At 56.5% G+C, this 23,398-nt stretch carries 18 protein-coding genes; 3 read left to right on the plus strand and 15 right to left on the minus strand.

Annotation, left to right across the window (positions count from 1 at the left end; all coding sequences use genetic code 11):
• Nucleotides 1-97: 97 nt before the first annotated feature.
• Nucleotides 98-826, minus strand: a complete 729-nt coding sequence (locus EQV96_RS05320; RefSeq protein ID WP_095002112.1) for a dienelactone hydrolase family protein — start codon at nucleotides 824-826, stop codon at nucleotides 98-100.
• Nucleotides 827-884: 58 nt separating this feature from the next.
• Entirely contained in the window at nucleotides 885-2,789 is a 1,905-nt protein-coding gene (htpG, locus tag EQV96_RS05325; RefSeq protein ID WP_016780177.1) for a molecular chaperone HtpG, read from the minus strand.
• Between the two features lie 232 nt (nucleotides 2,790-3,021).
• On the opposite strand from htpG, the gene EQV96_RS05330 reads away from it, so the two are divergent.
• Nucleotides 3,022-3,291 (plus strand): hypothetical protein, encoded by a 270-nt coding sequence (locus tag EQV96_RS05330; protein WP_095019112.1) that lies wholly within the window; start codon nucleotides 3,022-3,024, stop codon nucleotides 3,289-3,291.
• Between the two features lie 171 nt (nucleotides 3,292-3,462).
• Here the strand turns inward: EQV96_RS05330 and brnQ are convergent, their stop codons facing one another.
• The 10 genes from brnQ to sdhC form a co-directional block, all read right to left on the minus strand.
• A complete protein-coding gene (gene brnQ, locus EQV96_RS05335) occupies nucleotides 3,463-4,776 on the minus strand; it encodes a branched-chain amino acid transport system II carrier protein (RefSeq protein ID WP_240881532.1) in 1,314 nt (437 codons plus the stop codon).
• Between the two features lie 449 nt (nucleotides 4,777-5,225).
• Nucleotides 5,226-6,107, minus strand: a complete 882-nt coding sequence (gene sucD, locus EQV96_RS05340; RefSeq protein WP_095002114.1) for a succinate--CoA ligase subunit alpha — start codon at nucleotides 6,105-6,107, stop codon at nucleotides 5,226-5,228.
• Nucleotides 6,107-7,273, minus strand: coding sequence for an ADP-forming succinate--CoA ligase subunit beta (sucC, locus tag EQV96_RS05345; protein WP_016780173.1), 1,167 nt, complete (start codon nucleotides 7,271-7,273; stop codon nucleotides 6,107-6,109). The genes sucD and sucC overlap by 1 nt, the downstream gene beginning before the upstream one ends.
• A gap of 226 nt (nucleotides 7,274-7,499) precedes the next feature.
• Complete coding sequence (gene lpdA, locus EQV96_RS05350) at nucleotides 7,500-8,936, minus strand: dihydrolipoyl dehydrogenase (protein WP_016780172.1); 1,437 nt, start codon at nucleotides 8,934-8,936, stop codon at nucleotides 7,500-7,502.
• 105 nt (nucleotides 8,937-9,041) lie between these two features.
• On the minus strand, nucleotides 9,042-10,262 hold the full coding sequence (gene odhB / locus EQV96_RS05355; RefSeq protein WP_083369842.1) for a 2-oxoglutarate dehydrogenase complex dihydrolipoyllysine-residue succinyltransferase: 1,221 nt from the start codon (nucleotides 10,260-10,262) through the stop codon (nucleotides 9,042-9,044).
• Nucleotides 10,263-10,303: 41 nt separating this feature from the next.
• Complete coding sequence (locus EQV96_RS05360) at nucleotides 10,304-13,135, minus strand: 2-oxoglutarate dehydrogenase E1 component (RefSeq protein ID WP_020467780.1); 2,832 nt, start codon at nucleotides 13,133-13,135, stop codon at nucleotides 10,304-10,306.
• A 260-nt stretch (nucleotides 13,136-13,395) separates the two neighbouring features.
• A complete protein-coding gene (locus EQV96_RS05365; RefSeq protein WP_016780169.1) occupies nucleotides 13,396-14,100 on the minus strand; it encodes a succinate dehydrogenase iron-sulfur subunit in 705 nt (234 codons plus the stop codon).
• An 11-nt stretch (nucleotides 14,101-14,111) separates the two neighbouring features.
• Nucleotides 14,112-15,887 carry a succinate dehydrogenase flavoprotein subunit gene (gene sdhA, locus EQV96_RS05370; RefSeq protein ID WP_016780168.1) on the minus strand — a complete coding sequence of 592 codons (1,776 nt, stop codon included), beginning with the start codon at nucleotides 15,885-15,887 and terminating at the stop codon, nucleotides 14,112-14,114.
• Between the two features lie 3 nt (nucleotides 15,888-15,890).
• Complete coding sequence (gene sdhD, locus EQV96_RS05375) at nucleotides 15,891-16,259, minus strand: succinate dehydrogenase, hydrophobic membrane anchor protein (protein ID WP_003446906.1); 369 nt, start codon at nucleotides 16,257-16,259, stop codon at nucleotides 15,891-15,893.
• Entirely contained in the window at nucleotides 16,253-16,639 is a 387-nt protein-coding gene (gene sdhC / locus EQV96_RS05380) for a succinate dehydrogenase, cytochrome b556 subunit (RefSeq protein ID WP_019828563.1), read from the minus strand. Before sdhC ends, sdhD begins: the two co-directional genes overlap by 7 nt.
• 351 nt (nucleotides 16,640-16,990) lie before the next feature.
• On the opposite strand from sdhC, the gene gltA reads away from it, so the two are divergent.
• The gene (gltA, locus tag EQV96_RS05385; RefSeq protein WP_095002115.1) at nucleotides 16,991-18,280 is read left to right on the plus strand and encodes a citrate synthase; all 1,290 of its coding nucleotides are present in this window, start codon (nucleotides 16,991-16,993) and stop codon (nucleotides 18,278-18,280) included.
• Between the two features lie 187 nt (nucleotides 18,281-18,467).
• On the opposite strand, the gene EQV96_RS05390 is transcribed toward gltA, so the two are convergent.
• The 3 genes from EQV96_RS05390 to EQV96_RS05400 form a co-directional block, all read right to left on the minus strand.
• Nucleotides 18,468-20,126 carry a cation acetate symporter gene (locus EQV96_RS05390; RefSeq protein ID WP_095002116.1) on the minus strand — a complete coding sequence of 553 codons (1,659 nt, stop codon included), beginning with the start codon at nucleotides 20,124-20,126 and terminating at the stop codon, nucleotides 18,468-18,470.
• On the minus strand, nucleotides 20,123-20,434 hold the full coding sequence (locus EQV96_RS05395) for a DUF485 domain-containing protein (RefSeq protein WP_095002117.1): 312 nt from the start codon (nucleotides 20,432-20,434) through the stop codon (nucleotides 20,123-20,125). Before EQV96_RS05395 ends, EQV96_RS05390 begins: the two co-directional genes overlap by 4 nt.
• Nucleotides 20,435-20,656: 222 nt before the next feature.
• On the minus strand, nucleotides 20,657-21,514 hold the full coding sequence (locus tag EQV96_RS05400; protein WP_095002118.1) for a glycine betaine ABC transporter substrate-binding protein: 858 nt from the start codon (nucleotides 21,512-21,514) through the stop codon (nucleotides 20,657-20,659).
• A 291-nt stretch (nucleotides 21,515-21,805) separates the two neighbouring features.
• Between EQV96_RS05400 and EQV96_RS05405 the strand changes: the two genes are divergently transcribed.
• On the plus strand, nucleotides 21,806-23,356 hold the full coding sequence (locus tag EQV96_RS05405; protein WP_095019109.1) for a glycosyl hydrolase family 17 protein: 1,551 nt from the start codon (nucleotides 21,806-21,808) through the stop codon (nucleotides 23,354-23,356).
• The last annotated feature ends 42 nt before the right edge of the window (nucleotides 23,357-23,398 follow it).

The raw sequence follows: 23,398 nt of genomic DNA on the forward strand, positions 1-23,398 counted from the left end.
GCGGGCTTGCTCGCGATAGCATCGCCCGGTGTTGTCTGACAGACCGAGCCGTCAGCATCGCGAGCAAGCCCGCTCCCACAGACTGTCGTGATTGCGATTAATCGCGAAACACTTCATCCAGCAAGTTATGCATGGCGGTGAACGCCCGACCCGCAGTTTTGGCGTCGTACATCATCTTGCCCGGCACATTGGCGTGGGGGTCAGTGAACGAATGCACTGCGCCGCCATAGCTGGTCAGTTGCCAGTCCACACCCGCCGCGTTCATCTCCGCCTCAAACGCTGGTAGCTGCTCGCTTGGCACCAATGGGTCCAGCGCGCCGTGCAACACCAGCACCGAGCCCTTGATGCTCTGGGCATCGATAGGGTTAGGTGTGTCCAGCGTGCCGTGGAATGACACCGCAGCTTGCAACGGTGCACCACTGCGTGCCAGTTCCAGTGAACAGCACCCGCCAAAACAGAAACCAAAGGTTGCCAGCTTGTTGCTGTCGACCTGGGCCAGGCCCTGATTTTTCAGCATGTCATACGCTGCCCACATACGCTTGCGCAGCAAGGCACGGTCATTCTTGAGCGGCATCATCGCCGCACCGGCCTCGTCGGCGTTGCCGGGCCGGGTGCCCTGGCCATACAAATCGGCGATCAGTACCACATAACCCTGTTCTGCCACCGACTTGGCAATCTCTTCGGCGCCTGCGCTGATGCCCATCCAGTTGGGCGCCATCAGCAAACCCGGCAACGGGTCTTCACGGCTCGGATCAAAGGCCAAACGGCCTTCGTAAGGTTGGCCGTCGATTTGATAAGCCACAGAGCTGACCGAAATGGATTTCATCAAAAACTCCTGAATTTGAAACAAAAAAAACCCGCCGAAGCGGGTTTTTATAGCGCGGTTAGACCGACAACTCTACTAACAATTTGTTTAGCCGACGGACATAGGCCGCAGGGTCTTTCAAACTGTCACCGGCTGCCAGGGCTGCCTGATCGAAGAGGATGTGCGACAGGTCGCCAAAACGCTCTTCACTCTGCTCTGCATCGAGTTTCTCGATCAGCGGGTGAGCCGGGTTGAACTCGAAGATAGGCTTGGACTCAGGCACTTTTTGACCGCTGGCTTCGAGGATCTGACGCATTTGCATGCCCAGATCCTGCTCACCAATGGCAAGAATCGCCGGGGAATCAGTCAGACGATGCGACACGCGCACTTCGCTGACGCTCTCGCCCAAGGCAGCCTTGATGCGCTCAACCAGACCTTCTTTGGCCTTGGCCACTTCTTCTGCCGCTTTCTTGTCCTCTTCCGAGTCCAGATTGCCCAGGTCGAGGTCACCACGGGCCACGTCGACAAAGCTCTTGCCGTCGAAGTCGCTGAGGTAGCTCATCAGCCACTCGTCGATGCGGTCGGTCAGCAGCAGGACTTCGATGCCTTTTTTGCGGAAGACTTCGAGGTGCGGGCTGTTTTTAACCTGCGCGTAGGTTTCGCCGGTCAGGTAGTAAATCTTGTCCTGACCTTCCTTGGCGCGGGCCAGGTAGTCGGTCAAGGAAACATTCTGTTCGCCGTCGTCGCCGTGGGTCGAAGCAAAACGCAGCAGACCGGCGATTTTTTCCTTGTTGGCGAAATCTTCGGCCGGACCTTCTTTCATCACCTGCCCGAAGTTTTTCCAGAAGCCCTGATATTTCTCAGGCTCGTTCTTCGCCAGTTTTTCCAGCATGTCGAGTACACGCTTGGTCAGCGCCGTCTTCATCGAGTCGATGATCGGGTCTTTTTGCAGGATTTCCCGCGACACGTTCAGCGACAGGTCGTTGGAGTCGATCACGCCCTTGATAAAGCGCAGGTACAGCGGCAGGAACGACTCGGCCTGATCCATCACGAAGACACGCTGCACATACAGCTTCAGGCCTTTAGGCGCTTCACGCTGGTACAGATCAAACGGTGCACGGGCCGGAACGTAGAGCAGCGAGCTGTATTCAAGCTTGCCCTCAACCTTGTTGTGGCTCCAGGCCAGCGGGTTCTCGTAGTCATGGGCAATGTGCTTGTAGAACTCCTGATATTCCTCGTCCTTTACTTCAGTACGAGGACGGGTCCACAGGGCACTTGCCCGGTTGACGGTTTCCCATTCCAGTGCAGGCGCTTCTTCGCCTTCGGCAACGGTCTGCTCTTTAGGCAGCTCGATCGGTAAGGCGATATGGTCGGAGTACTTCTTGATGATGTTGCGCAGGCGCCAGCCGTCAGCGAATTCGGATTCGCCAGGCTTGAGGTGCAGCACGATTTTGGTGCCGCGGTCGGCCTTCTCGACGGTGGCCACTTCAAACTCGCCCTCGCCCTTCGAAGACCAGTGCACGCCCTCGCTTGCCGGGGTACCGGCACGGCGGCTGTACACGTCAACCTTGTCGGCAACGATAAAGGCCGAGTAGAAACCCACGCCGAACTGACCGATCAGGTGCGAATCTTTTTTCTGGTCGCCGGTGAGGTTTTTCATGAAGTCGGCAGTGCCGGATTTGGCGATCGTACCCAGGTGGGTGATCACGTCATCGCGGTTCATGCCGATACCGTTGTCTTCGAGGGTGACGGTGTTGGCGTCTTTGTCGAAGCTCACACGGATTTTAAGCTCGGCACCGCCCTCCAGCAGATCTGGCTTGGACAGTGCTTCAAAACGTAATTTGTCGACAGCATCAGAGGCGTTCGAGATCAGTTCGCGAAGGAAGATTTCCTTGTTGGAGTACAGCGAATGGATCATGAGGTGCAGCAGTTGCTTGACCTCGGTCTGGAAGCCCAGGGTTTCTTTTTGAGTTTCCACGCTCATTGTTATCAAACTCCGATTGGATGGCAGTGGCCACGCCCGTAAGGGTTAGCGGCGGGATGTGATGAAAGTTGGGGCCAATGATGCAAATTTCAAGGGCCGAACCAGTGGCTCAAGTTTTTTACCAATATTTCCGCCCGCGCTGCTTTACTTATATATGTGTTCGAGCATGGAACTTAAGCCATCAGCCCATGCTCAAACGCCCCGTAGATCTACTCATAAGGAGAAACACCCCATGCGTAATACTTTTGCTGTTGCCTTGATGCTGGCTGCTTCGCTTGGCCTGGCTGCCTGCGACAAAAAATCCGAAGACAAAGCCCAGGACGCTGCCCAGCATTCTGAGCAAGCGCAAGAAAAAATGTCTGAAGCACAAGACAAAGTAAACGACGCGGCCAAAGAGAACGCCGAAGCTGCAAAAGCACAAGCCGAGTCCAATAAAGCCGCTGCTGAAGAAGCCGGCCAGACTGCTCCGGTTGCACCTGCGGCAACTACAGAAAGCAAGTAACACGACTTTCTGCGATATAAAACCAAGCCCGCCAAGTGCGGGCTTTGTTGTATCTGAACGTTAATGGCTAGTGTTTGCATGCTTGAACACACGCCCATTAAAAAAGCCCTGCATCCATTAAGATGCAGGGCTTTTTTATTGACTCGGCAACGCTTTTGGCGAACCGGGTAATTACGCCATTGCTTCAACTCGTTTGCCCAGCAGACGGTCGCAGATTACTGCGCCCAGCAGGGTCACAAGACTAGGCACCAGCCACGCCAGGCCCTGCTCGCTAAATGGCATATTGGCCAATTGGGCCGGAATCCACTCACCGAGGCCAGCACCTTTAAGCGCGTCGATCGAGCCAAAGAAGAACGACACCAGCATGACCGGACCAATGATCCGGCTCTGGGCATTCCACAGGCCTTTGCAGAAACTCAGCGCCACCAACACGATGCAAGGCGGGTAGATCGCCGTCAGCAACGGGATGGAAAACGCAATCAACTGGGTCAAGCCAAGGTTCGACACGGCCAGCGAAAACAGCGCAAGGATGATCACCAGCGTCTTGTAAGACAGTGGCAGCACAGTACTGAAGTATTCAGCGCAGGCACAGGTCAGGCCAACGGCCGTTACCAGGCAAGCCAGTGCAATCAGTACGGCAAGGAAACCGCTGCCCAGCGAACCGAAGGTGTGTTGTACATAGGCATGCAGTACCGCCGCACCATTGGTTGCACCCGCCGCCACTTCATGGCTGCCCGCACCCAGGCGGAACAGGCTGATGTAGACCAGCGCCAGGCCGACACCGGCGATCAGGCCAGCAATGATGGCGTAGCGGGTAATCAGCTTGGGTGATTCAACACCACGGGAACGGATGGCATTCACGATCACGATACCGAACACCAGCGCACCCAGGGTATCCATGGTCAAGTAGCCATTGATAAAACCCTGGGAGAACGGTGCGGCCACGTACTCGGGGGTCGCGACGCCAACATCACCTGCAGGCAAGGCAACGGCAGCAATGCCAAGAATGGCCAGAGCGATGATCTTCAACGGAGCAAGGAAGCGCCCTACCGTGTCCAGCAGGCGACCCGGGTACAACGACACGAAAAACACGATCAGGAAGTACACCGAGCTGTACAGAAACAGCGCCAGTGGGCTTTCACCGGTCAAAGGTGCCAGGCCGACTTCAAAGGATACGGTGGCGGTACGCGGGGTCGCGAACAACGGGCCAACAGCCAGATAGGCCACGGCTGCCAACAAGCCCCCGGCGATCTTGCCGATCGGGCTGCTCAGTGCGTCCATGCCGCCACCGACCTTGGCCAGGGCAATAACGGTGACTACCGGCAGACCGACTGCGGTGATCAGGAAGCCCAATGCAGCCATCCAGACGTTAGGTCCGGCCTGCAGGCCAACGATTGGCGGGAAAATGATGTTGCCTGCCCCAACGAACAGGGCAAAAGTCATAAACCCAAGTGCCAGGATGTCCTGGCCTTTCAATACTTTCATTACGGAAATACCACACTACTGAATCGGAATTTAGAGGGGAATTTCCCGTGCGGATGTGGGAAATGCTGTCGATCCGTATAAGACCAACCCTTCTAGCGCGTGGCTTCCTTTTGGGATGCACACGCAGAACTGCGGAATGCTGGCAAGATTACCGAGTTTTTTCCTACAGCGCACTGTTAGAGGGCGGACTGTCCGATGAACGAACGCAGTTGTCGCCTGGACGACATCGAAAAATGCTTTGGTGTGGTTTTGCCTGCCCTGGATAGCTCAAAACCGCACGTTGTGGGAGCGGGCTTGCCCGCGATGGTAACGACGCGATTTATCTGAATGACCGCGGCGCCTGCATCGCGAGCAAGCCCGCTCCCACAAGGGTTTTGCTTGACCCCAAACGCACAAAGGCCACCCGAAGGTGGCCTTTGCCTGGTAGAGCAGTCAGTTAAGCGCGAGGCTTACTTCATTGCCCAGCCAGTCAGCTCGGACAGAGCCTTGCCGATGTCTGCCAGCGAACGCACGGTTTTTACGCCTGCGTCTTCCAGGGCAGCAAACTTCTCGTCTGCAGTACCCTTGCCGCCAGAGATGATTGCGCCTGCGTGGCCCATGCGCTTGCCTGGAGGGGCAGTCACACCAGCGATGTAGGAAACAACCGGCTTGGTCACGTTTGCCTTGATGTAGGCAGCCGCTTCTTCTTCAGCCGAACCGCCGATCTCACCGATCATAACGATCGCTTCGGTCTTCGGGTCTTCCTGGAACAGCTTCAGGATGTCGATGAAGTTGGAACCAGGGATCGGGTCACCACCGATGCCTACGCAAGTCGACTGGCCGAAACCGGCGTCAGTGGTTTGCTTTACAGCTTCGTAAGTCAGGGTGCCGGAACGCGACACGATGCCTACTTTGCCTGGCAAGTGAATGTGACCTGGCATGATGCCGATCTTGCATTCGCCTGGCGTGATAACGCCCGGGCAGTTAGGGCCGATCAGGGTAACACCCAGTTCGTCGCACTTAACTTTGCAGTCCAGCATGTCCAGGGTAGGAATGCCTTCAGTGATGCACACGATCAGCTTGATGCCGCCGAACGCTGCTTCAAGGATCGAGTCCTTGCAGAAAGGAGCCGGTACGTAGATAACGCTGGCGGTTGCGCCAGTTGCTTCTACGGCTTCTTTCACGGTGTTGAAAACAGGCAGGTCCAGGTGAGTGGTGCCGCCTTTGCCCGGAGTAACGCCACCAACCATCTTGGTGCCGTATTCGATGGCTTGCTGGGTGTGGAAGCTGCCCTGCGAACCGGTGATGCCCTGGCAGATAACTTTGGTGTCTTTATTGATCAGGACGCTCATTACTTGCCCTCCGCAGCTTTAACAACTTGTTGAGCAGCGTCGGTCAAGCTGGTAGCAGCGATGATGTTCAAACCGCTTTCTGCCAGTACTTTAGCGCCCAGATCAGCGTTGTTGCCTTCAAGGCGCACAACTACCGGGATTTTCACGCCGACTTCTTTCACTGCACCGATGATGCCTTCGGCAATCATGTCGCAACGAACGATGCCGCCGAAGATGTTAACCAGCACTGCTGCGACATTGCTGTCGGACAGGATGATTTTGAACGCTTCGGTAACGCGTTCTTTGGTAGCACCACCGCCAACGTCGAGGAAGTTGGCTGGCTTGCCGCCATGCAGGTTAACGATGTCCATGGTGCCCATGGCCAGACCAGCGCCGTTAACCATGCAGCCGATGTTGCCTTCCAGCGCTACGTAGTTCAGTTCGAACTTGGCAGCGTGCGCTTCGCGCGGATCGTCTTGCGACGGATCGTGGAAAGTTTTCAGCTTAGGCTGACGGTACATGGCGTTTGCGTCGATGTTGATTTTGGCATCGAGGCAGTGCAGATCGCCGTCAGTCTTGATAACCAGCGGGTTCACTTCCAGCAGGGCCAGATCGTGATCCTTGAACAGTTTGGCCAGACCTACGAAGATCTTGGCGAACTGAGCAACTTGCTTGCCTTCCAGACCCAGCTGGAAAGCCAACTCGCGACCCTGGAATGGCTGTGCGCCAACCAGTGGATCGATCGTTGCTTTCAGAATTTTTTCTGGAGTGTCGTGAGCGATTTTCTCGATGTCCACGCCACCTTCGGTGGAAGCCATGAACACGATACGACGGCTCGAACGGTCAACGACAGCGCCCAGGTACAGCTCTTTAGCGATATCAGTGCACGACTCAACCAGGATCTTGGTGACCGGCTGACCATTGGCGTCAGTCTGGTAAGTCACCAGACGCTTGCCCAACCACTGTTGTGCGAATGCTTTAGCGTCTTCTTTGCTGCGAACCAGCTTAACGCCGCCCGCTTTACCGCGACCACCTGCGTGAACCTGGGCTTTTACAACCCATTCGGTCCCACCGATTTTGTCGCAAGCTTCTGCGGCTGCTTCCGGGGTGTCTACTGCATAACCCTTGGATACTGGCAGGCCGTATTCAGCGAACAGCTGCTTACCCTGATACTCGTGAAGATTCATGCTTTTTACCGTCTTCGTTAGGTACTGCGCATTCGGCGCTGCACTACTATTAGTGCCGCACCACCTGTGACTGCTGCTTGTGCTGTTTCAACAAACCCGACATCCGCTTGAGCGGAGCCGGGCCCGGTTAAAACAAGACAAGACTGCGTCCGGCGGAAGTTCCGCGGTGAGGCTTGCTAGCAAGGCTCACGACGGGCAAACCGCCGTGGTTTCTTATTGTCTGGTCTTAACGTTTCTTACGGTTGGCAATGTGGATGGCGCCGCCATTCACAGCCAGTGCTGCTTCGTGCAAGGCTTCGGACAGGGTCGGATGGGAGAAAACCATCATGCCCAGATCTTCAGCGCTGGTGCCGAATTCCATACCGATCGCGCCCTGCTGTACCAGCTCTGCAGCGCTCGGGCCAATCACGTGGACGCCCAGTACGCGGTCAGTTTTGGCATCAGCAATGACTTTGACAAAGCCACCGGTGTCGTTTGCTGCCATGGCACGGCCACTGGCGGCGAACGGGAAGGTGCCGACGTTAACCTCAACGCCTTCAGCTTTCAAGGCCTGCTCGGTTTTACCAACCCACGCGATCTCCGGGTGAGTGTAAATAACCGATGGAATCAGGTCGTAGTTCATCTCGGTCTTGTGACCTTTGATGCGCTCGACAACCATGATGCCTTCTTCGGAAGCCTTGTGTGCCAGCATCATGCCGCGAACCACGTCACCAATGGCGAATACGCCCGGTACGCTGGTTGCGCAATGATCGTCAACAAACACGAAACCGCGCTCGTCGATGGTCACGCCGCTGTCAGCTGCCAGCAACTCGGTAGTCACCGGACGGCGACCCACGGCTACGATCAGCTTGTCGAAGGTGATGGTCTGTTCGCCGTTGGCGTCGGTGTAGGTCACAACGACTTCTTCGCCGTTAACCTTGGAACCGGTAACGCGAGCGCCCAGCTTGATGTCCAGACCTTGTTTGGTCAGGGTTTTGTAGGCTTCTTTCGAAACGGCAGCGTCAGCAGCCATCAAGAAGGTGTCCAGGGCTTCCAGAACAGTCACTTCAGCGCCCAGACGGGACCATACCGAACCCAGTTCCAGACCGATCACGCCAGCGCCGATAACGCCCAGACGTTTTGGCACGGACTGGAATTCCAGGGCGCCGGTCGAATCAACGATGACGTTGTTGTCGACTGGAGCAGGTGGAATGTCGATCGGACGCGAGCCCGAAGCCAGAATCACGTTCTCGGCTTCGATGATTTCAACGCTGCCGTCTGGCTTGGTCAGCTCAACACGCTTGCCGGCCAGCAGTTTGCCGTGGCCTTGCAGGGAAGTAACGCCGTTGGCCTTGAACAGGGTCGCAACGCCGGAAGTCAGACCTTTAACGATGTTGGCTTTACGGCCAACCATCGCAGCAACGTCCATCTTCACTTCACCGGTGGTGATGCCGTGGATGGCGAATGCATCCTTGGCTTCGTGGTACTTCCAGGAGCTGTCCAGCAGCGCCTTGGATGGAATGCAGCCAACGTTCAGGCAAGTACCGCCCAGCGCCAGTTTGCCTTCCTTGTCGGTGTATTTTTCGATGCAAGCAGTCGAAAGGCCCAGTTGCGCGGCCTTGATGGCTGCAACATAGCCGCCAGGGCCAGCACCAATCACTACAACGTCAAATTTCTGAGACATGAAAATAGATCCTCTATTAGCTACAAGCTGTCAGCAGCAAGCTGCAAGCCAAAGCCAGACTGCTTTTTCCCGCAGCCTGGCACCTGAAACTTGCAGCAGCTTCTATTAGATATCCAGCAGCAGACGAGCCGGGTCTTCCAGCAGGTTTTTGATTGCTACCAGGAAACTTACAGCTTCTTTGCCATCGATCAAGCGGTGATCGTAAGACAGAGCCAAATACATCATCGGACGGATAACTACCTGACCGTTGACTGCCATTGGACGCTGAAGGATGTTGTGCATGCCCAGGATCGCGGCTTGCGGCGGGTTAACGATCGGGGTCGACATCATCGAACCGAAAGTGCCACCGTTGGTGATAGTGAAAGTACCACCGGTCATTTCGTCGATCGACAGTTTGCCGTCACGGGCTTTTTTACCGTAAGCAGCGATGCCGCCTTCGATTTCAGCCAGGCTCATCAGTTCGGCGTTACGCAGAACCGGAACCACCAGACCACGGTCGCTGGAAACAGCTACACCGATGTCGGCGAAGCCGTGGTAAACGATGTCGGAACCGTCGATCGAGGCGTTAACGGCCGGGAAGCGTTTCAGTGCTTCGGTAGCTGCTTTCACGAAGAACGACATGAAGCCCAGGCGTACGCCGTTGTGGGACTTCTCGAACAGATCCTTGTACTTCGAACGCAGTGCCATGATTTCAGTCATGTCCACTTCGTTGAAAGTGGTCAGCATCGCCATGTTCGACTGAGCTTCAACCAGACGCTTGGCCACGGTGGCACGAACGCGGGTCATCGGAACGCGTTTTTCTACGCGGTCGCCAGCAGCGAATACCGGAGCGGCAGCGGCAGGTGCAGCGGCCTTGGCCGGCGCAGCAGCAGGAGCGGCTTTTTTGGCAGCTACCGCAGCAACTACGTCTTCCTTGGTCACACGACCGCCTTTGCCAGTACCGGCAACGGAAGCGATGTTGATACCGTTTTCTTCAGCGATCTTGCGTGCAGCCGGAGCAGCAACAGGATCGTCTTCGCCATCGGCAGCCGGAGCAGCAGCCTGGGCGGCCGGTGCAGCGGCAGCAGCAGGAGCGGCAGCAGCAGCGCCGCCTTCAACGATGGAGCCCAGCACTTCGTCGGACAGAACGGTGTCGCCTTCGTTCTTGACGATAGCGCCCAGCACGCCGTCAGCAGTGGCCAGTACTTCCAGCACTACCTTGTCGGTTTCGATGTCGACAATCAGGTCGTCGCGCTTTACAGCGTCGCCCGGTTGTTTGTGCCAGGTGGCAACGGTGCCATCGGCAACCGATTCCGGAAATGTTGGGGCTTTGATCTCGATAGCCATGTTCTTTGGTTCCTTAAATTCGGTTTCAGTGCGCGAAGGCGTTAAACAGTGAACGCGTCTTGCAACAGTTTTGCCTGTTGCTCAGCGTGCATCGATGCGTAACCACAAGCAGGTGCAGCAGAAGCGTCACGGCCCGCGTACTCGAGTACGAGCGACTTGTCGTGACCGCTGATGATGCGGCGCATGTGATGCTGGCTGCAGTACCAGGCACCCTGGTTCATCGGCTCTTCCTGACACCAGACAATATGCTTGGCGTTTTTGTACGGAGCCAGGACTTCAATCAAGTCGTCCTCAGGGAACGGGTACAGCTGCTCAAGACGCACGATAGCGATGTCATCACGACCTTCGGCACGGCGTTTTTCCAACAGGTCGTAGTAGACCTTGCCGCTACACAGCACGATGCGACCGACGTTCGCCGGATCCTGCGCATCGATTTCCGGAATAACGGTCTGGAACGAACCTTCGGCCAGATCTTCCAGGGTCGAGATTGCCAGTTTGTGACGCAGCAACGACTTCGGTGTCAGGACGATCAGCGGCTTGCGCAGCGGACGGATAACCTGACGGCGCAACAGATGGTAGATCTGTGCCGGAGTGGTCGGTACGCACACCTGAATGTTGTGCTCGGCACACAATTGCAGGTAACGCTCAAGACGTGCAGAGGAGTGCTCCGGGCCCTGACCTTCATAACCGTGTGGCAGCAGCATGGTCAGACCGCACAGACGGCCCCACTTGTGCTCACCGCTGGTGATGAACTGGTCGATTACAACCTGGGCGCCGTTGGCGAAGTCGCCGAACTGGGCTTCCCAGATCACCAGCGCGTTAGGCGTGGTGGTGGAATAGCCGTATTCGAACGCCAGGACCGCTTCCTCGGACAGCAGCGAGTCGTACAGGTCAAAGCGAGGCTGACCTTCGAACAGGTGCTTCAGGGGAATATAGGTGCCAGCATCTTTCTGGTTGTGCAACACGGCGTGACGGTGCGAGAACGTACCGCGACCAATGTCCTGACCGGTCATGCGAATCGGGTGACCTTCGAACTGCAGGGTTGCATATGCCATGGTTTCGGCATAACCCCAGTTGATCGGCAGGCCGCCGGCTTGCATTTTTTGACGATCTTCGTAGATCTTCGCAACCTGGCGCTGAACCACAAAGCCTTCTGGAATTTCCAGCAGCTTGGCAGACAGTTCTTGCAGGGTTTTCAGATCGAAACGGGTGTCGTGACGCGCAGTCCAGGCGTGGCCCAGATACGGACGCCAGTCCACGAACAGCTCTTTGTTCGGTTCCTTGACCAGACTTTTCACAACATGCAGGCCGTTGTCCAGCGCGTTGCGGTATTCGTCGATCTTGGCCTGAACGCGTTCTGCGTCCACCACTTTCTCTTGTGTCAGGCGCTCGGCATACAGCTCACGGGTGGTGCGCTGCTTGGCGATCTGCTGATACATCAGCGGCTGGGTACCGTTTGGTTCATCGGCCTCGTTGTGACCGCGACGGCGGTAGCAGAACAGGTCGATCACGACGTCACGCTTGAACTGCATGCGGTAGTCGATAGCCAGCTGAGTCACGAACAATACGGCTTCCGGATCATCACCATTGACATGGAGGATCGGCGCCTGAATCATTTTCGCGACGTCAGTGCAGTACTCGGTAGAACGGGAGTCTTCCGGATTGCTGATGGTGAAGCCGACCTGGTTGTTGATCACCAGGTGAACCGTACCGCCAGTCTTGAAGCCGCGAGTCTGCGACATCTGGAAGGTTTCCATGACCACGCCCTGACCTGCGAAGGCAGCATCACCGTGGATGGAAATTGGCAGTACCTTTTCGCCGGTGCTGTCGTTACGACGGTCCTGGCGAGCGCGTACAGACCCTTCAACCACTGGAGAAACGATTTCCAGGTGGGAGGGGTTAAACGCCATTGCCAGGTGAACTTCACCACCGGCAGTCATGACGTTGGAGGAGAAGCCCTGGTGGTATTTAACGTCACCGGAACCCAACTCGATCTTTTTCTTGCCTTCGAACTCGTCGAACAGCTCGCGCGGGTTCTTGCCGAAGGTGTTCACCAATACGTTCAGGCGACCACGGTGGGCCATGCCGATAACGATTTCCTTGGTGCCGTAGTTGCCCGAACGCTGGATCAGCTCGTCCAGCAAAGGAATCAGGCTTTCGCCGCCTTCCAGGCCGAAACGCTTGGTGCCCGGGTATTTGGTCCCCAGGTACTTTTCCAGACCTTCAGCAGCAGTCACGCGCTCAAGCAGATGGCTTTTGACTTCAGCCGAGTAAGTCGGGCGGCCGCGTACGCTTTCGAGGCGCTGTTCAAACCAGTGGCGCTGCTCGGAATCGACGATGTGCGTGAACTCTGCGCCAATGGTGCGGCAATATGTCTGCTGCAACGCTTCGAGAATTTCGCGTAGGCTCGCTTCCTCTTTGCCGATATACAGGTCGCCGGCACGGAAGGTCGTATCAAGATCGGCATTGGTCAAGCCGTAATGATTGATCGACAGGTCTGCAGGTGCAGGACGCTGCCACAGCCCCAGCGGATCAAGCTGGGCTGCCTGGTGGCCGCGCATCCGATAGGCCTGGATCAATCGCAGCACTTCAACCTGCTTCTTCTCGTGCTCACTGCTCACGCTCCCGGCAGAAACCGGTTGAGCGCGGCGCTGGTTCTTTGCCAGCAGCACGAAATGGTCGCGGATTGTGGAGTGCGAAACATCGTTGGCAGAGTTGCCTTCAACAGGCAACGTCTGAAATTTGGTGCGCCATTCTTCTGGCACAGCGTTAGGGTCGTGCAGGTAGAGCTCATAGAGCTCTTCCACATAGGCAGCGTTACCACCTGAAAGATAGCCGCTGTTCCACATGCGCTGCATCACGCTTTCTTGCATGCTTGGTCACCCTCGGTTAGGGGACACCATCGACGAGAACACCAGAGCATGCTTGAGAAAGTCCGAATACAGCGACTAAAACAAGCCACTTAGGATCACGCTGATAGTCCGGGTACCAGCCCGGATGCCCCTGCTGGTCTCATTTCTTCAAAATAAGAGCCGCAGCTTTATGAGCTGTTGCTCAGGTTAAAACTACGGCGCCGGTTGAAGCCTGCGCCGTAGCATCTACGGTTACAGCGGTGCTGCGGTACTGCTTTGGATCACACGCCGCTTTGCAGCAGCATGCTACGCACGTGACCGATGGCCTTAGTCGGGTTCAGGCCCTTCGGACACACGTTTACGCAGTTCATGATCCCGCGGCAGCGGAATACGCTGAACGGGTCATCCAGCGAAGCCAGGCGCTCACTGGTCTTGGTGTCACGGCTGTCAGCCAGGAAACGATAGGCTTGCAGCAGTGCAGCAGGGCCCAGGAACTTGTCCGGGTTCCACCAGAAGGACGGGCACGAGGTCGAGCAGCAAGCGCACAGGATGCACTCGTACAGACCGTCGAGCTTTTCACGCTCTTCTGGTGATTGCAGACGTTCGATGGCCGGAGCCGGCGTGTCGTTCTGCAGGAACGGCTTAACTTTCTCGTATTGCTTGTAGAAGATGCTCATATCGACGACCAGGTCACGGATAACCGGCAAACCTGGCAGTGGACGAACGATCAGCTTGTTGCCTTTAACGACAGCGGACAGCGGCGTTACACACGCCAGGCCGTTCTTGCCGTTGATGTTCATGCCGTCGGAGCCGCAAACGCCCTCACGGCAAGAGCGACGATAGGAGAAACCCTCGTCCTGCTCTTTGATCAGGGCCAGTACATCCAGCACCATCAGGTCTTTACCATTGGTATTGACCTCGAATTCCTGCATGAACGGAGCGGCGTCCTGATCAGGGTTGTAACGATAAACACTGACTTTCAACATATCGGCCACCCTTAGTAAGTACGAACCATTGGCTCGAAGGTCGGAACGGTTTTCGGCGAGAAGTTCACCGCACGCTTGGCTACGCGCTTGTCACCCGGGAAGTACAGGGTGTGGCACAGCCAGTTAACGTCGTCACGATCTTCGAAGTCTTCACGGGCGTGAGCACCGCGCGATTCCTTACGAACTTCAGCAGCGATTGCAGTCGCTTCAGCCACTTCGAGCAGGTTTTGCAGCTCAAGGGCTTCGATACGGGCCGTGTTGAATGCCTGGCTCTTATCGTTGATTTTCACGTTGGCGATGCGCTTGCGCAGATCAGCCAGCTGAGCAATACCCTTCTGCATGTATTCGCCGGTACGGAATACACCGAAGTAGTTCTGCATGCAGCTTTGCAGCTCTTTACGCAGGGTTGCCACGTCTTCGCCGTCGGTACGCGAGTTCAGGCCGTCCAGACGTGCCAGGGCAGCGTCGATGTCGGACTGGCGTGGACGAGCGTAATCAACGCCTTCTTTAAGGGTCTGCTCAAGGAACAGGCCGGCAGCACGACCGAATACCACCAGGTCGAGCAGCGAGTTGCCGCCCAGACGGTTGGCACCGTGTACGGATACGCAAGCCACTTCACCTACTGCAAACAGGCCAGGGATGATCTGGTCGTTGCCGTCGGCGTCCTGAGTGATCGCCTGACCATGAATGTTGGTGGCAACGCCGCCCATCATATAGTGGCAAGTCGGAACCACTGGAACCGGAGCCAATACCGGGTCAACGTGTGCGAACGTTTTCGACAGTTCGCAGATACCTGGCAGACGGCTGTGCAGCACTTCCTCACCGAGGTGATCGAGCTTCAGCATTACGTGGTCGCCATCAGGACCGCAACCGTTGCCCGCGATGATTTCCTTAACCATCGAGCGAGCAACAACGTCACGACCAGCAAGGTCTTTGGCGTTCGGAGCATAACGCTCCATGAAACGCTCGCCATGCTTGTTGATCAGGTAGCCACCTTCACCACGGCAACCTTCGGTAACCAGTACACCGGCGCCGGCAATACCGGTCGGGTGGAACTGCCACATTTCGATGTCCTGTACCGGCACGCCAGCACGCAGCGCCATGCCAATACCGTCGCCGGTGTTGATCAGGGCGTTGGTGGTGGACGAGTAGATACGGCCTGCACCGCCAGTCGCCAGTACGGTCGCGTTAGCGCGAACGTAAGAGGTTTCACCGGTTTCGATGCAGATAACGATCATGCCGACGAAATCGCCAGCCTCGTTCTTAACCAGATCGACACCGTAGTATTCGTTCAGGAATACAGTGCCGGCCTTGAGGTTGGCCTGGTACAGGGTGTGCAACAGCGCGTGACCGGTACGGTCGGCTGCAGCGCAAGTACGGGCAGCCTGGCCGCCTTTGCCGAAGTCCTTGGACTGACCGCCGAAAGGACGCTGGTAGATACGACCCTGTTCGGTACGGGAGAACGGCAGACCCATGTGCTCGAGCTCGAACACGGCTTCCGGACCTACGGAACACATGTATTCGATAGCGTCCTGGTCACCGATATAGTCGGAACCCTTGACGGTATCGTACATGTGCCAGCGCCAGTCATCGTTTGGATCTGCAGACGCGATCGCGCAGGTGATGCCACCCTGGGCCGATACGGTGTGCGAACGAGTCGGGAAAACCTTGGTGATTACAGCAGTCTTGTGACCGCCTTGAGCCAGCTGCAGAGCAGCGCGCATGCCGGCACCGCCGCCGCCAATGATGATGGCGTCGAACGAAAGTGTATTAACTGTGTTAGCCATGAATCAGATACCCCAAAGAATCTGCACACCCCAGACGAAGTAAGCGAACATTGCAACGCCGCAGACTGCCTGGAAGAGGAAACGTACTGCTGTTGCGGACTTGCCCAGCGCCATTGGCGTCAGGTAGTCGGTCGCGATGGTCCACATGCCGACCCAGGCGTGTGCGCCCAGAGCAACAAGGGCCAGCAGGCTGAAAATACGCATCCAGTTGCTTGCGAACAGCTCATGCCATTGGGCGTAGCCAATGCCAGGGTTCGCAACGAGGTACCCGATCAGGAAGATGAAATAAGCCGCTAGAACAACCGCAGACACACGTTGTGCCATCCAGTCATAGAGGCCCGAACGCGACAGGTTCGTAACGCTGGTTACCATATCCAAACTCCCGCCAGAACAATCATCACCACGGAAATGACGATTACGATTTTCGAGCCCAGTCGGCCGCCTTCAAGCGTCTCACCGATGCCCATGTCCATGATCAAGTGGCGCACACCGGCAACCAGGTGATACAGCAAGGCAGAGAGCAGGCCCCACGCAACGAATTTGGCCAGCGGACTGGTCAAGCATGCCTTCACCTCGGCATAACCTTCTTCGGAACCCAGGGATTTGCTCAATGCATAAAGCATGATGCCCAGGCCGAGAAAAAGAATGATGCCCGATACACGGTGCAGAAATGACGTAACGCCGGTGATGGGGAGTTTGATGGTCCTTAGGTCTAGGTTTACAGGTCGTTGGCTATTCACGGCTTTTTTCACACTGAAGAGCCCCTAACAATCAGGGCAAGTTTGTTGGGATGCGCACTGGTCAGGTACCCACCACCCGGGAGTGACGACCCCCATCTAAACAGGCCCAAAAGCCTCTGGCGGTCGGCTGCCGAGTATAGACAGTTAGGTTACTAATGACAACGCAAACACCCACCCCCTAATAGCGCATTGCGCTCTTGGCATAAAAGGCGTAAACGGCTGGGATATTCGCGAAAAAACGCTTCTCAAAGCCTTGTACAGCAAGACTTTAGGCAAATTGACATTCGAATTTATCTCACTATAGTGGTGCGGGCCCTGCGTGGGGGGTCTGTCTGATGATTTCAAGCATAAATAGGAGGCCACATGGCTGACAAAAAAGCGCAGTTGATCATCGAGGGCGCAGCCCCCGTCGAGCTGCCCATTTTAACTGGCACCGTGGGTCCCGATGTAATCGATGTGCGAGGCCTGACGGCCACGGGCCGATTCACATTTGACCCTGGCTTCATGTCGACCGCATCTTGCGAGTCGAAGATCACCTATATTGATGGTGACAACGGTATCCTGCTGCACCGTGGCTACCCGATCGAACAGCTGGCTGAACACTCTGACTACCTTGAGACCGCTTACCTGCTGCTGAACGGCGAACTGCCGACCGCAGAGCAGAAGGCTCAATTTGTCAGCACCGTGAAGAACCACACCATGGTTCACGAGCAGTTGAAGACTTTCTTCAACGGCTTCCGTCGTGACGCCCACCCGATGGCGGTCATGTGCGGTGTAGTCGGCGCCCTCTCGGCCTTCTACCACGACTCCCTGGACATCAATAACCCGCAGCATCGCGAAATTTCCGCGATCCGCCTGGTTGCCAAGATGCCGACGCTTGCAGCGATGGTTTACAAGTACTCCATGGGTCAACCCATGATGTACCCGCGTAACGACCTGACCTACGCCGAAAACTTCCTGCACATGATGTTCAACACGCCGTGCGAGATCAAACCGATCAGCCCGGTACTGGCCAAGGCAATGGACAAGATCTTTATCCTGCATGCCGACCACGAACAGAATGCGTCGACCTCTACCGTGCGCCTGGCGGGTTCTTCGGGTGCCAACCCGTTCGCCTGTATTGCTGCCGGTATCGCTGCACTGTGGGGCCCTGCCCACGGCGGCGCCAACGAAGCCGTGCTGACCATGCTCGACGAAATTGGCGATGTGTCCAACATCGACAAGTTCATCGCCAAGGCCAAGGACAAAAACGATCCGTTCAAGCTGATGGGCTTCGGTCACCGGGTTTACAAAAACCGTGACCCACGCGCCACTGTCATGAAAAAGACCTGCGACGAAGTTCTCAAGGAACTGGGCATCACCAACGATCCGCAACTCGAACTGGCCATGCGCCTGGAAGAGATCGCCCTGACCGACCCGTACTTCATCGAACGTTCGCTGTACCCGAACGTCGACTTCTACTCGGGGATCATCCTCAAGGCGATCGGCATTCCGACCAGCATGTTCACCGTGATCTTCGCCCTGTCCCGTACAGTGGGCTGGATCTCGCACTGGAAAGAAATGCTCTCCAGCCCGTACAAGATTGGCCGTCCTCGCCAGCTGTACACCGGCTACGAGCAGCGTGACATCACCAAGCTGGAAGACCGCAAGTAAGGCATATCCCACGATAGTGCCCTGATTGCAGACAATACGGCCTCTATTTATAGAGGCCGTATTTTTTTGTGTGTGCGTCTTGTAGCAGCTGCTACGGAACTTCGCACTTGCACAGCGAGAATAGGCACAAAAAAATCCCCCTGCCTTGCGACAGGGGGATTCGATTAAACATACTGTCTATTAGGGATTAATGATCCACCGCACCGCTCGCCCCCAACCCCGTCTGCGAACGCACAAACTGCGGGAAGAACAACGCACGCTCCTTCTCTGCCGATTTGGACTTGTCCGTAATGGAGAAGAACCAGATACCCGCAAACGCGATGATCATGGAGAACAGCGCCGGGTACTCGTAAGGGAAGATGGCCTTTTCATGATGCAGGATCTGCACCCAGATGGTCGGGCCCAGGATCATCAGGCCAACCGCGCTTACCAGCCCCATCCAGCCGCCTATCATGGCGCCACGGGTGGTCAGGTTTTTCCAGTACATGGATAGCAGCAAGACCGGGAAGTTGCAGCTCGCAGCAATGGAGAACGCCAGGCCCACCATAAACGCGATGTTCTGGCTTTCAAACAAGATACCCAAGCCAATTGCCAGTACCGCCAATGCAATAGTGGTGATCTTCGAGACCCGAATCTCTTCCTTGTCGTTGGCCTTGCCCTTTTTGATCACGCTGGCATACAGGTCATGGGACACCGCAGAAGCGCCCGCCAGGGTCAGCCCCGCAACAACCGCCAGAATGGTGGCGAAAGCCACTGCCGAAATAAAGCCCAGGAACATGCTGCCGCCAACCGCGTCCGCAAGGTGCACAGCCGCCATGTTGTTACCACCCAGCAAGGCGCCAGCCGCGTCCTTGAAGTCCGGGTTGGTACTGACCAGGATGATTGCGCCAAAACCGATGATAAAGGTCAGGATATAGAAGTAGCCAATAAAGCCCGTTGCGTAGAACACGCTCTTGCGCGCTTCCTTGGCATCGCTCACGGTAAAGAAGCGCATCAGGATATGTGGCAGGCCAGCAGTACCGAACATCAGGGCCAAACCGAGGGAGAATGCAGAGATAGGATCTTTGACCAACCCGCCCGGGCTCATGATTGCTTCACCTTTAGGGTGAATCTTCACTGCTTCGGCGAACAGTGCGTTGAAGTCAAAGTTCACATGCTTCATGACCATCACGGCCATGAACGTGGCACCCGACAGCAACATGACCGCCTTGATGATCTGCACCCAGGTAGTTGCCAGCATGCCGCCGAACAACACATACATGCACATCAGGATACCTACCAGGATCACCGCAACGTGGTAATCCAGACCAAACAACAACTGGATCAGCTTGCCGGCACCGACCATTTGCGCAATCAGGTAGAACGCTACCACCACCAGCGAACCACAGGCTGACAACGAGCGAATCTGGGTTTGCCCCAAACGGTACGAGGCCACATCGGCAAAGGTGTATTTGCCCAGGTTACGCAGACGCTCTGCAATCAGGAACAGAATGATGGGCCAGCCCACCAGAAAGCCGATCGAATAGATCAGGCCGTCATAGCCGGACGTGTACACCAGCGCGGAAATACCCAGAAAGGAGGCTGCCGACATATAGTCGCCGGCAATCGCCAGACCGTTCTGGAAACCGGTAATCTTGCCGCCAGCTGCATAGTAGTCGGCTGCCGACTTGTTGCGTTTCGATGCCCAGTAAGTAATGCACAGGGTCGCACCCACAAAGACGACGAACATGATGATCGCCGAAATATTGAGCGGTTGTTTTTGCACTTCTCCAGTCAGGGCCTCCCCCGCCCAAACTGCCGGTGCAAGGGCTGTAGCGCCCAGCGTTGCCAATAAGCGCCCGATCATTGCCCAGCCTCCTTGAGAATTGCATTGTTCAGCTCATCAAACTCGCCATTGGCCCTGCGCACATAGATACCGGTCAGGATAAAGGCCGAAACAATCAGCCCCACACCAATCGGAATACCCCAGGTAATGGACGAATCGGGACTCAACTTGGTCCCCATGATGTGTGACCCATAAGCAATTAACAGGATAAAAGCGGCATATAACCCGAGCATGATTGCCGAAAGAAGCCAGGCAAAACGCTCTCTCTTTTTTACCAGCTCCTTGAAACGCGGGCTGTTTTGAATCGAGATATAAATGCTGTCGTTCATTATTTTTGTCCTCGCAGCACAGATGAGATGGAACGTTTTCACTATTAGGGCGGCGCAAATTCTATTCCAGACGACTTTAGTAGTAGAGCCTCTGATTTGCTGCAGCCCCCGGTTTACCTAGTCTGCAAGGACGATGACAACCATTGCCCCGCCCGAAAATGCAAAAACCGCCTGGCGAAAACACCAGGCGGTCTTGTGTACTGCGAGCTAGACGCTTCGCGATTATTTATCGGTCCACTGGGCAACACGCTCCGGGTGTTTGGCAACCCACTCTTTGGCCGCCACTTCAGGCTTGGCACCTTCTTGAATGGCCAGCATCACCTCACCAATTTCGTCTTTTGAATTCCAGGAAAACTTCTCCAGAAATGCCGCAACTTCCGGCGCTTTTTTATTCAGCTCCTTGCTGCCGATGCTGTTAACGGTTTCTGCGGCACCATAAACGCCTTTGGGATCGTCAAGAAAACGCAGTTTCCACTTGGCAAACATCCAGTGCGGCACCCAGCCGGTGACGGCAATCGGTTCGTTCTTGGCATAGGCACGCCCAAGCTCCGAGGTCATGGCCGCCCCGGAACTTGCCTGCAACTTGTAACCCTTGAGGTCGTAATCCTTGATGGCCTCATCGGTTTTAAGCATCACACCCGACCCGGCATCGATACCGACAATTTTGTTTTTAAACTCATCGCTGCCCTTCAAGTCAGCAATCGACTGTGCCTTTACATATTCAGGCACGATCAGGCCAATTTTTGCATCTTTGAAGTTGGGCCCGTAATCGACCACCTTGTCCTTGTTCTTGGTCCAATATTCGCCGTGGGTCACCGGCAACCAGGCGGACAACATGGCATCGAGTTTGCCCGTGGCCACCCCCTGCCACATGATGCCGGTGGCTACCGGCATCAATTTCACGTCATAACCCAGCTTCTGTTTAATCACCTCTGCTGCGACATGGGTGGTGGCCACGCTGTCGGACCAGCCATCCACATAACCTATATTCAGGGTCGGTTTGTTCTGCGCGCTCGCCAGACCCGCACTCATCGCCAGCACCAAGACTGCTCCTGCGCTCAAAATTCGTCGCATCTTCATCTTTGATTCCCCACAGTGCCGGGCCCGACGAGTGCCGGGCCACTTCAAGATTCCTGCAAGGCTTTACAGCCTCGTATCACTTGCTCCGGATAATCAACCGCGCCTGTTTAGCGTCCTGCTCTGACGACGACCCCCATACAACCAGCAGCGACATGGCGATCACAGCCAAATTGATGCGTGCGGACGCTGGACGGCCTGACTGACAAACATTAGATGTCAAAATCATACACAGGCGCTGCGCCTGCTCAATTGCAGGTAAGATGCGCGGCTTTGCTCCCATACGGCCCGACCATGTCTGCGACTGTCCGCTTCCCCGTGCTGCCTTATCTCCTTGCCTGCCTGCTGGGCGCATTTGCCATTGCCGGCTTCTGGTACGGCCTGGGCCAACCGGTGATATTGCCCGATGCAGCAACACCGACCCATAAACTGCAATGTGCATCCTATACGCCGTTCGATAAGGACCAGTCGCCGTTCGACCAGCCTTTTGTGCCACGGGCAGAGCGTCTGGATGCCGATCTGGCGTTGCTGGCCACGCGCTTTCAATGCATCCGCACCTATTCCCAGGCGGGCCTCGAAGCTCTGCCCGAGCTGGCACGCAAACACGGGCTCAAGCTGATGGCAGGCGCCTGGGTCAGCCGCGACCCCGTGGCCACGGAGCAGGAAGTGCAAGCCCTGATCGCTTCAGCCAATGCCAACCCGGACGTGGTCAGCGCAGTGATAGTCGGTAACGAAGCCTTGCTGCGCAAGGAGGTCACTGCCCCGCAGCTGGTCCGGCTGATCGACAAGGTGAAAAGCCAGGTCAAGCAACCGGTGACGTATGCAGACGTTTGGGAGTTCTGGCTGCAACACCCGGAAATTGCCCCGGCCGTGGACTTTCTGACCATCCACCTGCTGCCTTACTGGGAAGATGACCCTGCCGGTATTGACCAGGCGGTACAACATGTAGCGCAGGTTCGCCAGGTATTCGGCAACAAGTTCGCCCCCAAAGATATCCTGATCGGCGAGACCGGCTGGCCGAGCGAAGGTCGCCAGCGGGAAACTGCCCAGCCAAGCCGGGTAAACGAAGCAAAATTCATTCGTGGATTTGTCACTATGGCCGAACAAAACGGCTGGAAGTACAACCTGATCGAAGCCTTCGACCAACCCTGGAAGCGTGGCAGCGAGGGGGCGGTAGGCGGCTACTGGGGTTTGTTTGATGCCGATCGCCAGGACAAGGGTATCCTCGCCGGCCCGGTATCCAACCTGCCGCACTGGCCGGTCTGGCTGGGCTTTGGCGCCGTCCTGTTTGTGGGCACACTGCTGATTGGCGGCCGGGTCCGTACAAAACGCGCCGCTCTGACACTGCCAGCACTGGGTGCGGTGGCGGGATGCAGCATCGTGGCATGGGCCGAGCTGGCGTCAGTCACCAGCCGCTTTGCTGGCGAGTGGCTATGGGCTGGCTTGCTGGTTGGCCTGAACCTGATCGTACTGACCCATGGTGCATTGGCCCTGGGCCAGAAAGACGGCTGGCGAGAACGCCTGTTCAACGCACTGGAGCGCCGTGCGGGCTGGTGGCTGGCAGCCGCCGGGTTTGCCGCAGCGGTGATGATGCTTGGGCTGGTGTTTGAACCGCGCTATCGAAGTTTCCCGAGTGCCGCCCTGCTCCTGCCTGCACTGGTTTATCTGCTACGCCCGGTGGGCGGCCCGCGCCGTGAGTTCGGCCTGCTGGCCTTGATCATCGGGGCAGGCATACCGGTGCAGCTGTACCGCGAAGGCTTGCACAATGAACAGGCCTGGATGTGGGCGCTGGTCAGCGTACTGATGGTGATGGCGCTGTGGCGCAGTGTGCGCAAGCGCGCATGACACCTTTCTAGTGCAATCCCCCTGTGGGAGCGAGCCTGCTCG

It is taken from the genome of Pseudomonas sp. TMW22080 (assembly GCF_022496745.1).
Classification (GTDB): Bacteria; Pseudomonadota; Gammaproteobacteria; order Pseudomonadales; family Pseudomonadaceae; genus Aquipseudomonas; species Aquipseudomonas bubulae.